This is a genomic window from Peribacillus saganii (genome assembly GCF_003429095.1).
Taxonomy (GTDB): domain Bacteria; phylum Bacillota; class Bacilli; order Bacillales; family DSM-1321; genus Peribacillus; species Peribacillus saganii.
In genome coordinates this window covers 39,347-48,875 of sequence record NZ_QVTE01000011.1, presented here as the reverse complement: position 1 = coordinate 48,875, position 9,529 = coordinate 39,347, and the positions used below count along the sequence as shown (strand labels likewise).

The following is a 9,529-nucleotide window of genomic DNA, read 5'->3' as shown; positions in this document are numbered from 1 at the left end:
ATGCAAACCGTATTGTTTGGGAACCCCAACAAATATTATAGAGCCTATTTTTTTAAAAGGCACTCAATCGAGTGTCTTTTTATTTAGGTTCAGCTCATTTGGGAAGTAGATTCATTTCTATTGCTAAAGGTACTCCATGGTAATGAAGAACTTTGGTTCTGGAATCATGTCAGAATGATTTAGAGAAGCAGGGGTATGCTAATCAAAAAATGGATGGAAGAAGGAGACAGCGCATGAAAGAACTTTCTTCTAAGCTTGAAGGGCAGGTTATGGAGCTCTACAAACTTGAACAAATTCTTAAGCCTAAAGGTTACGATATTGGCGGGGGCTGGGAGTATGACAGCGGTTATTTTGATTATAAGATTAACGAACAAAATGGCTACCAGTTTCTGCGAATCCCTTTTGAAGCAGCTGACGGCCAGCTGGACGAGCGGGGTGTTACGGTCCGGCTTGGAAAACCATTCCTGCTTGCCCATCAATATCAGGACGGTCTTGATGAAGATGCGCGGGTCGGAAACCTCTCCGCTTCCGTTAACCAGTTCCAGGAGCCAGCGAATCCAGACGCTCCAGTTTCAGAGAATTATGTAAAATTAGGCCAATCGCTTATAAAAGACCTTGAACAGGATATTTTGGGAGAATAAAGTTAAAAGGTCTGGAAATGCCCCTTTCAAATGCTACCGCTTGAGTTAATTTAGCAGGAATGAAGAACTATTTATCAAAATTTTAGTTTATATGTCCAAATCTGATGATAATTTAACCGTTTTTCATTTTTTTAGCCTAAAGAATAAGAGTGCCCCAAATCAATTTTGGGACACTCTTCGTTATGTCTAGCTCCAGCACCCAGCCCTGACGCACACGATGGGCTAGTGCCGGGCGTCATCACTGGAAAAATAATCCAGCGTCCCTGCGTCCTCATAAAGCGACAGCTTGTTAGGACGTGGCGTCGACTTTCTTTCTCTACCAGGGCGCTTGAGCTTTTCTTTAAGGGACGTATTGCTCTGTAATTTTCGTAATGGCTCCGTCTTGAACTTCAATATGGTAAGGAACGTATTGCAAACGCTCTGAGCTTTCAAATTCTTTAATAAATTCCTCTAGAGTGACTTCCTGATCCCACTGAATTTCATTTGTTTTTTCAATTTGATAGGTCTGCATAATGACTGTTGCGTCCTTCGCTATGGGAAGCGTAAGGGATTTTTGGTCTGTATTTCTTATATAATAACCATCCGGGGCAATACATTTGTCATCCTCCATGAGACAGTCATTGTCTATTTCTGCTTCTATATTTGCCTGCTCTCCAAAATACCATTCAATGTAATCTGCTTCAACGGCGAATCCTTTGTTTGTGTCTGTTAGCTTGTTAAAAAAGGCTGAGTGCTTTTCTGCTTTTGGCTCAGGAGCAGCATCGGCTTTTGAATCAGGGGCGGCATCCATAAACGAAGGGGAAATACAGATAAGTGCAAGTACGATAAATAGGAATTTTTTCATTGTTTAGGTTTCCTCCGTTGCAGAATTTTTTCCTCACATAATAGACGAAGCAGTAGGGAGAAAGGTTTCAAAGGTTAGCCTGGACAGCAAAAAAATAATATATTTTAGTGGGTCATTATGCTTCTTATACCCATAGTGTGATCGGTCAAACTCAGTCCTAAGACTTAATTTTTGCTGTAAGTTAAGAAAGGATAACGATTCTAACAAGTGAAGATGTCTAGCTCCAGTGCCTAGCCCACTGTGGAAATGAAAAAAGCCCTCGAAAGGCAAAAAGCGCCTTCCAGGTCTTTTCCTATGCGGGCTGATCAAGGCGCTTGCGCTTTTCTTTTACCTTTTTCTCACATTGAAGTTGTCAGTAATCAGCAGCCAGTTTTGCGGAAAGGATAAACCCAGTTTCCAGTAGCTCATTCCTCTAAGATTCAATTCTTTTATCAGATTAAATTTGGCCTGAATCGAACGGGCATCTTCAAACCAAACCTCATGCTTCTTTCCGGCCCGGTCTGTATAATTGAAAAAAGGAGCCTGCGCCGTGTAATCGTATTGGATTGCGACGTCATATTCGGCTGCAATCATGATTGCCTGCTGAGGGCTGATTGCCCTCGCAACTGTGCCTTGGACGAAAGGCAATGTCCAATCATAGCCATATAGGTTTTGCCCCATCATAATCTTGGAAGAAGGCATTTCCGTAATTGCATATTCTAGTACTTGCCTGACCGGGCCAATTGGTGAAACAGCTTGGGCAGGACCGCCGCTGTAGCCCCACTCATATGTCATTATCACAACAAAATCGACAATTTCCCCATGTGCCCGATAATCATGGGCTTCGTACCAGCGTCCTTTTTGGCCTGCGCTCGTCTTTGGGGCGAGAGCGGTTGATAATAGCCAGCCTTCCTGTGAAAAACGCTGCTTTGCCCTTCTAAGAAATCGGTTATAAGCTTCACGGTCTTCAGGGCGCAAATATTCAAAATCAAAGTGGATGTCCCTGAAACCTAATCGTCTAGCGGTAGAAACAATATTATTAAGGAACCGGGTCTGGATTGCCTGATCGTTTAGGAGAATACGTCCTAGTTCATCACTGAATTGGTCGTTTTCCTGGTTTGTAATTACCATCATTAATACATTATTATTTGCTCTTGCGATAGCCGGAAACTGGTTAAGAAGCGGCTGCTTTAAAGAACCGTCCCTTTGAGCCTGGAAGCTGAATGGAGCCAGGTACGTTAAGTAAGGCGCTGCCTCTCTTGCACTCCGTTCAAGAGCAGGAGCGACAGTTGTTCCCCTTGGCTCCACATACGCATTAAACTCTGCATTTCTTTTTGGACGCGGCGGTATATAAAGCCTTTGTCCGATGGTAAGCGGCTGATTGGCTGAGATGCGGTTCGCTCTGGCGATTTCCTCTACGGAAATGCCGACTCTCCTTGAGATAGACCATAATGAATCACCAGATCGCACCCAATAATAACTTCCGGTAATCGGAATGACCAGTGTCTGGCCGACTACTAAATCATTTGGATTTGGAACCTGATTTGTTCGAATTAACTCATCTGCACTTATTCCATACGCCTGGGCTATACCGGCTATTGTCTGGCCTCGCTGAACGACATGAATCTGCATATTTCTCCCTCCCTTAAGCAGATAAACGCTACTTTCATTGTATGTTTTATACTATGAAGTAATGATTAATTTAGAAAAATAGAAATTCGAATAAAGCTATACTAGAAGTTTACGTTAACGTAAATGTTATAATCATTGTCAGAAAATTAAAAACAGTGGTTGCGATGTACTTCATCTCACAGCTGAGTGAAATTTTTCAAGTAAGCACAAGAACAATCCTTTATTGCAAAGAACTGGGCTTCCTGATTCCCAAAAGAGACGACAGCGGGAGAGAATTTTTCAAATAAAGACTTAACCCGGCTAAAGCTAATCTTCCGCGGAAAACGGTTCGGATTTCAGCTGGAAGAAATTAAGGAATTGATTCACTTATTTGACCATAACCGGACAGACAGAAGGCAGCTAGAACGTACGATTGAGTTTGGCAACGAAAAGCTTAAGGAGGTGAAAAACCTGATCGAGGATACTACAAGGGGGAAGCAGAAGTGGAGACCAGCGCCGTCTTTGAACTGGTATCAGTTTTTGACAAGTGATGAGCAATTCAGATAGCTGTACAAAGGAGAGGAAACAATGAATCGGCTGCTGATCGCATTAATAAAAATGGAGACAGCGGAGCAAACAATTCATTTTACCCTTGAAGCAATCGAGCTGCATGGCGGAAACGGTTATATTGAGGATTTTGTTACACCTAAATTGCTTCGGGATGCACAAGTGCTGACTGTTTTGGGGAGGTACTGCAAATATCCTGTGACTTTTTTTGTACCTAATGGATATCGCGCTTTTTAAACCGCCCGCCTCGGACTTCAGCAATATCTGCTACAGCCAGGAAGGCGGCAGGATCGTTTTCACTAACGATATCTTTCAGTTTGGCTTCTTCAAGCCGGTTAATTACGCAAAAGATAACTTTCTTCTCATCCCCGGAAAAGGCTCCTTCACCTTTCATGTATGTAACGCCACGCCCTAGACGATTTATGATGGCATCACCGATTTCCTGAAAATTATCGCTGATTATCCAAACTGATTTGGATTCGTCTAGCCCGGTAATGGTAACATCAATTGTTTTAAAGGCTACAAAATAAGCCAGCAATGAATACATTGCCCGATCCCACGAGAATACAAATCCCGCAGATCCGAGAATAAATAGATTAAAAAACATGATAATCTCGCCTACAGAAAATGGCAGCTTTTTGTTCGCGAGTATCGCAAGTATTTCAGTGCCATCAAGGGAACCGCCATACCTTATAACCATACCGACACCAATGCCCAGTACGATTCCGCCAAATACGGTCGCTAAAAGAACATCATTGGTCAACGGAGGGACTGGATGTAAAAGGGTTGTTGTAACTGAAAGGATAAGGATTCCATAAAGAGTGGAGAATGCGAAGGTCTTCCCGATTTGTTTATAGCCAATAAAGAAGAACGGAATATTCAGGATAAAGATAAAAAGACCCAATTGCCATCCAGTGATATACGAGAGCATTATGGAGACACCAACGATTCCGCCGTCAATTACATTGTTTGGTACGAGGAAGATTTCGAGGCCAACTCCCATCAGTACAGCCCCGGCAGTAATTAAAAGAATCCTTTGCATTAGCTTGCTGAATGGCAGCCTTTTGTGCCGAACTTTTTGATTTACTAATTCATGCTGTTCTGTCAGGCTCATCTCTCTTATATCTGACATTATCATTCCCCCATTTTTTATTTGTGTATTATTAATTATAAAGAAGTTCGCCAGAATATGTAATTTTATTTCATAAAATCAAAAAGTATTTGTGTAGTGTCTTTCGTTAGCGCATGTCAAAAAAAAGTCCCTGACCTTGTGGGTTAGCAGGGATATAAATAAAAGATGGTCCTCTCAGTCATTTTTAGAGTATGGATAAGGAATCCGTACACCATCTAATGTTCCAGGCGCATTTTCAGCCTCGGCATCATGCATATATGCTTCAAATTCCTTTTGCAGTTCTTCAGGGGCTTCAGGCTTCAAATGCCAGTTCCCTGGTTCATCAACAAAGTAAGGACTGTCCATAAAACTCGGTCTGCCTTTTTCCATGAAACTCCCACCTTCCTTTTAAAATTAACACGCTACATTATTTATTCCCTTAAATTTTAAAGGTAACCATTCTCATATGGATTAAATAAATGAGATACAATATGTTATAAATTAAAATAATTATAATTTAATATTGATTATATAAAAACAAGATGTATAATTAAAGTATAACAAACATTTAAAATGAAGCACAAAAAGGGAATCGCTGCACTTAATATTCTCTGTGGGTCAGTATAGTTATAGGTCGTTTGACATGAAAAGGAAAGACTGAAAGGAGACTTAGGCGATGAAAAACGTCACTTGTCCTAAATGCGGAAATCAGGCAAAACAACTAAAGCATTCAATATTGTGTAACTGCGGAACACGAATTATATATGTGAGGCATTAGCTATAAAACCATGTTACTTTGAGGAATTTTTTACCATCTTGTGAACTATATAGTATCCCTCGGCAAAAAGGATTATAATTATTTTATTAGTTAGTTTTGTTTACTCGCTGATACATGTTGGAGAGCGGGAGAAGGGTATCATGGAAAGAGAATATATTAATGTAATGGAAGAATTAGTTGTGACGATCGTTAACTACTTAATGACAGGTCCAGAGTATCAAACTTTCTGCAAATGTGAAAAATGCCGGAAGGATATTATTGCGCTTAGCCTAAATACACTTCCCAATCATTATGTAACTACTGCGGAAGGAAGAGAAAGAATCATTGAACAGCTAAATACAACTGAAAACCGAAAATGGATAAATAAGCGGATTATCAGTGCAATCCACGTCGTTGGAAAATATCCTCAGCATCAATAGTAAAAGGCATTCCTTTAAAAGGGAGTGCTTTTTTTGTTGGGCAAATTTCAGTCGGCGCGATGGAACTGTTCGGCGGCAGAAAGCAGGCTATCGATGAGCAGGCCCTTAACGTAGTGCAGGGCCTGTTCGTTGCTTATCTATAAAAATGAGTTTTCATATCTTGGTTAATACGATTCCAAGTAGCGCGGCTGCTATCCCGATGACCTGATAGACTTTCAGTGACTCTTTATAAAAATAACAGCCGGCCAGCACTACTACTAAGCAGTTTAAACTAACAATCGGAAAAACGATGCTTGCCATACCGGTATTCAAAGCATAAAAATAACAGCTGTAGCTGAGTATGCTGATCATGCCTACACAGGTTCCTATCTTCACTTCTGGGGGCAAAATTTTATTTCTCCTGAAAGCCATTCGAACGCCAAGATAAACTCCGCCTCCTCCGTACATAGAAGTGAGCACATCTATTGAACTCAAGTGCAGATAAGAAGTCGTTTTCATTAATACGCCGAGTACGCCAAACGACAGGACTGCGAAAAGGACACGCAACATCCAAGGCAAATAGTCAGAAAGCTCCTTGGATTTAGGGGTGTACTGTATAACCAGCGCTGCTCCAAGCATGAATACTATGCCGATAAGCTGGAGGCCAGTAATTTTTTCATGAAAGAATAGGGCTGCCGTCAGAATTGGAAAAACTGCGTTAGCGGCAATCAGCGGTGCCGTCAAACTGGCTGGGCCTTTTTCAAAAGCCATCGACATTTGGATATTCCCATTAGCATTTAAAATGCCAATGAAAGCCCCCAACAAAACAGATATTACACTAACATGCAACGAACCGCTAACTATTCCATAAGCCGCCGTCATTAAAAAGGCTGCCAGATAAAAGAAAAATTGAACATGAAGCTTGGAATATGTCTTTCCGTCAGCTGTGCTCCACTTGAAGATAGTATTATTGATTCCAAAACCAATACTTGTTGTCAATGCTGCCAACACCCACATTATGTACTCTTCTTTCTGCGTAATTTTAATAATCGTAATTTTACCATGGATATATAGATAAGTAGAAAGGTATTTTTTGAGCTATTAAAGTGACCCAAATTAACTTTGAAGACTCCACAAAACATGCATTAACTGTCCACAACATAAAAGCAGCTATTTGAAATTTTACATAATAAAAATTTTAAGGGCGTCAAATTCTCCTCATTTTGTAAGAAGCCAAACACATCCCGGGATATTAAACATATAAAGAAGAATAGGGAAGATTGTAACTTTGTTTTACATGATACGATTTTGTATGTTGGAGGTGAACGTTATGGCTGTTGTAAAAGCCACACAAGCAGATATTGATTTGCTGGCAAGGCTGCTCAGGGCAGAGGCCGAGGGTGAAGGTGTACAGGGAATGCTGCTGGTTGGGAATGTCGGCGTTAACCGTATAAGGGCAAATTGTTCTGATTTTAAAGGACTTCGCACCATTCGGCAAATGATCTATCAGCCACATGCTTTTGAAGCAACAACAAAAGGATATTTTTATCAAAGGGCTAGAGAAAAAGAAAGGCAGCTGGCACGCCGGGTCATAAATGGTGAGAGATGGTGGCCTGCAAAATACTCACTTTGGTACTTCAGGCCGCCAGGAAATTGCCCTCCCACATGGTATGACCAGCCGCTTGTAGGGCGTTTTAAGCTTCATTGCTTTTATCAGCCCACCGGTGAAGAATGTGAAAATGTCTATAATGTTTTTTAACCTTTTCAATCAAATAACTCCAGAATATTTGGAGCTTTTTGTATTTCGCGAGTAAACTTATTGACCTGCCATTCGGTTTGTTTGGATTATGGGACTTAGGGGCAGGGAACTCTTTATGTAAATCATATTTCAGCTATAAACACACCAAGTGACAGGTTAATCATCTTCAACTATTAGATTCTGTAACCCTGCAGCATCCTGTTTATTAACGTTTATTTTATTATAAAAAAACAGGTACCGTGAAAATGCACGGTACCTGCTAAGAAGGCCAGCCATCGGACAATTATTGCTAATGACCGGGAAAAACTATTACACTTCTTGTGGAACGGCTAAGCCAAGCCCTGCTGCAACGCGGGTTCCATATTCTGGATCGGCTTTGTAGAAGTGCTGGATTTGGCGCAGTTTGATTTCTTCTATTGTTACAGGCTTCATTGCACCTACAATATTATCAACCAGGCGAGCGCGCTCTTCTTCACTCATAAGGCGGTACAAGTCACCGGCTTGAGTGTAGTGGTCATTGTGGTCATAAGCTACGCTATCTGCGAAACCGGATACGGCCAGAGCTGCGGGCTTGTTTTCAGGTGTTTCTTTTGGTCCGCCGAAGCTGTTTGGCTCGTAATATACGGAACCGCCGCCATTGCCGTCAAATCTCATTTGACCATCACGCTGATAAGTATTGACCGGTGATTGTGGACGGTTGATTGGCAATGCATTATGGTTTGCACCCACACGGTAGCGGTGAGCGTCTGAATATGCAAAAAGGCGTCCTTGAAGCATTTTATCAGGAGAAGCCTCGATTCCAGGTACAAATGCACCAGGTGAGAAGGTTGCCTGCTCTACTTCAGCAAAGTAGTTTTCCGGATTCCTGTCAAGTACCATTCGGCCGACTTCGATTAATGGGTAATCCTTTTGGGACCAGACTTTTGTTACATCGAACGGATCGAAGCGGTATGTGTTTGCATCTTCCATCGGCATAATTTGTACATAAAGCTTCCAAGCCGGGAAGTCGCCATTCTCAATTGCGTTAAATAAGTCTTCTGTATGATAATCTGGATTCTCACCTGCAAGCTTGGCTGCAAGTTCTACATCAAGGTTTTTAATGCCTTGTTCTGTTTTAAAATGGTATTTTACCCAAACTCCTTCGCCTTGTTGATTTACCCACTTGAAGGTATGGCTCCCAAAACCGTGCTGATGGCGAAGTGTGGCTGGAATTCCCCTGTCAGACATTAAAATCGTTACCTGATGTAAGGATTCAGGAGAAAGGGACCAGAAATCCCATACAGCAGTAGGGTTCTTTAAATGAGTTTTAGGATCTCTTTTTTGAGTATGGATAAAATCAGGGAATTTAATCGCGTCGCGGATAAAGAACACAGGAGTGTTATTGCCTACAAGATCATAGTTCCCTTCTTCTGTGTAAAATTTAACAGCAAATCCGCGCGGATCACGTACTGTATCAGCAGAACCAAGTTCACCTGCTACAGTTGAAAACCGTATAAACATTGGAGTCCGCTTTCCTACGCCTGATAAGAAATTGGCTTTTGTATATTTAGATACATCGTTCGTGACCTCAAAGTAACCATGAGCACCAGCACCTTTTGCATGAACAACGCGTTCAGGAACACGTTCCCTATTAAAATGGGCCAATTTTTCAAGAAGGTGCACATCTTGGATTAACGTTGGACCGCGGTGGCCAGCTGTCTGTGAATTTTGATTATCGCCTACTGGAGCTCCCCAGCTTGTAGTGAGATTGTTTTTACTCATGAATAGATTCACCTCAAATGGATTTTTTATAAATAATATAAAACAATAATATCACTTCTCAATTAAAAATCAATACTTAT

The 9,529-nt window shown here is 41.4% G+C and carries 9 protein-coding genes and 2 pseudogenes; 5 read left to right on the top strand and 6 right to left on the bottom strand.

What is annotated here, in order from left to right:
• Positions 1-233 precede the first annotated feature (233 nt).
• A complete protein-coding gene (locus tag D0469_RS05035; RefSeq protein WP_117325548.1) occupies positions 234-641 on the top strand; it encodes a YugN-like family protein in 408 nt (135 codons plus the stop codon).
• Between the two features lie 340 nt (positions 642-981).
• On the opposite strand, the gene D0469_RS05030 is transcribed toward D0469_RS05035, so the two are convergent.
• Both D0469_RS05030 and D0469_RS05025 read right to left on the bottom strand, forming a co-directional pair.
• On the bottom strand, positions 982-1,485 hold the full coding sequence (locus tag D0469_RS05030) for a hypothetical protein (protein WP_117325547.1): 504 nt from the start codon (positions 1,483-1,485) through the stop codon (positions 982-984).
• Between the two features lie 327 nt (positions 1,486-1,812).
• Complete coding sequence (locus D0469_RS05025; RefSeq protein ID WP_117325546.1) at positions 1,813-3,096, bottom strand: LysM peptidoglycan-binding domain-containing protein; 1,284 nt, start codon at positions 3,094-3,096, stop codon at positions 1,813-1,815.
• A gap of 309 nt (positions 3,097-3,405) precedes the next feature.
• On the opposite strand from D0469_RS05025, the pseudogene D0469_RS22075 reads away from it, so the two are divergent.
• Together D0469_RS22075 and D0469_RS05015 are read left to right on the top strand one after the other, a co-directional pair.
• Positions 3,406-3,507 (top strand): annotated as a pseudogene (locus tag D0469_RS22075) (MerR family DNA-binding protein); the annotation flags it as partial.
• Between the two features lie 68 nt (positions 3,508-3,575).
• Positions 3,576-3,841 (top strand): annotated as a pseudogene (locus tag D0469_RS05015) (acyl-CoA dehydrogenase family protein); the annotation flags it as partial.
• Between the two features lie 15 nt (positions 3,842-3,856).
• Here D0469_RS05015 and D0469_RS05010 read toward each other — a convergent pair.
• On the bottom strand, positions 3,857-4,774 hold the full coding sequence (locus tag D0469_RS05010; RefSeq protein ID WP_233522945.1) for a YitT family protein: 918 nt from the start codon (positions 4,772-4,774) through the stop codon (positions 3,857-3,859).
• A 174-nt stretch (positions 4,775-4,948) separates the two neighbouring features.
• Positions 4,949-5,143: a hypothetical protein gene (locus D0469_RS05005; RefSeq protein WP_117325545.1), complete on the bottom strand. Its 195-nt coding sequence runs from the start codon at positions 5,141-5,143 to the stop codon at positions 4,949-4,951.
• Positions 5,144-5,671: 528 nt separating this feature from the next.
• Here D0469_RS05005 and D0469_RS05000 point away from each other — a divergent pair.
• Positions 5,672-5,950: a late competence development ComFB family protein gene (locus D0469_RS05000; RefSeq protein ID WP_233522944.1), complete on the top strand. Its 279-nt coding sequence runs from the start codon at positions 5,672-5,674 to the stop codon at positions 5,948-5,950.
• A gap of 153 nt (positions 5,951-6,103) precedes the next feature.
• On the opposite strand, the gene D0469_RS04995 is transcribed toward D0469_RS05000, so the two are convergent.
• Positions 6,104-6,946 (bottom strand): DMT family transporter, encoded by an 843-nt coding sequence (locus D0469_RS04995; RefSeq protein WP_117325544.1) that lies wholly within the window; start codon positions 6,944-6,946, stop codon positions 6,104-6,106.
• 313 nt (positions 6,947-7,259) lie between these two features.
• Between D0469_RS04995 and D0469_RS04990 the strand changes: the two genes are divergently transcribed.
• Positions 7,260-7,688, top strand: a complete 429-nt coding sequence (locus D0469_RS04990) for a cell wall hydrolase (protein WP_117325543.1) — start codon at positions 7,260-7,262, stop codon at positions 7,686-7,688.
• 309 nt (positions 7,689-7,997) lie between these two features.
• Here D0469_RS04990 and katA read toward each other — a convergent pair whose 3' ends face one another.
• A complete protein-coding gene (gene katA, locus D0469_RS04985; protein WP_117325542.1) occupies positions 7,998-9,449 on the bottom strand; it encodes a catalase KatA in 1,452 nt (483 codons plus the stop codon).
• Positions 9,450-9,529: the final 80 nt, after the last annotated feature.

What these genes read in the sequence shown, in the direction of transcription:
- D0469_RS05035 (WP_117325548.1), top strand. Translation starts at nt 234, where the DNA reads ATGAAAGAACTTTCTTCTAAGCTTGAAGGGCAGGTTATGGAGCTCTAC.
- D0469_RS05030 (WP_117325547.1), bottom strand. Translation starts at nt 1,485, where the DNA reads ATGAAAAAATTCCTATTTATCGTACTTGCACTTATCTGTATTTCCCCT.
- D0469_RS05025 (WP_117325546.1), bottom strand. Translation starts at nt 3,096, where the DNA reads ATGCAGATTCATGTCGTTCAGCGAGGCCAGACAATAGCCGGTATAGCC.
- D0469_RS05010 (WP_233522945.1), bottom strand. Translation starts at nt 4,774, where the DNA reads ATGTCAGATATAAGAGAGATGAGCCTGACAGAACAGCATGAATTAGTA.
- D0469_RS05005 (WP_117325545.1), bottom strand. Translation starts at nt 5,143, where the DNA reads ATGGAAAAAGGCAGACCGAGTTTTATGGACAGTCCTTACTTTGTTGAT.
- D0469_RS05000 (WP_233522944.1), top strand. Translation starts at nt 5,672, where the DNA reads ATGGAAAGAGAATATATTAATGTAATGGAAGAATTAGTTGTGACGATC.
- D0469_RS04995 (WP_117325544.1), bottom strand. Translation starts at nt 6,946, where the DNA reads ATGTGGGTGTTGGCAGCATTGACAACAAGTATTGGTTTTGGAATCAAT.
- D0469_RS04990 (WP_117325543.1), top strand. Translation starts at nt 7,260, where the DNA reads ATGGCTGTTGTAAAAGCCACACAAGCAGATATTGATTTGCTGGCAAGG.
- katA (WP_117325542.1), bottom strand. Translation starts at nt 9,449, where the DNA reads ATGAGTAAAAACAATCTCACTACAAGCTGGGGAGCTCCAGTAGGCGAT.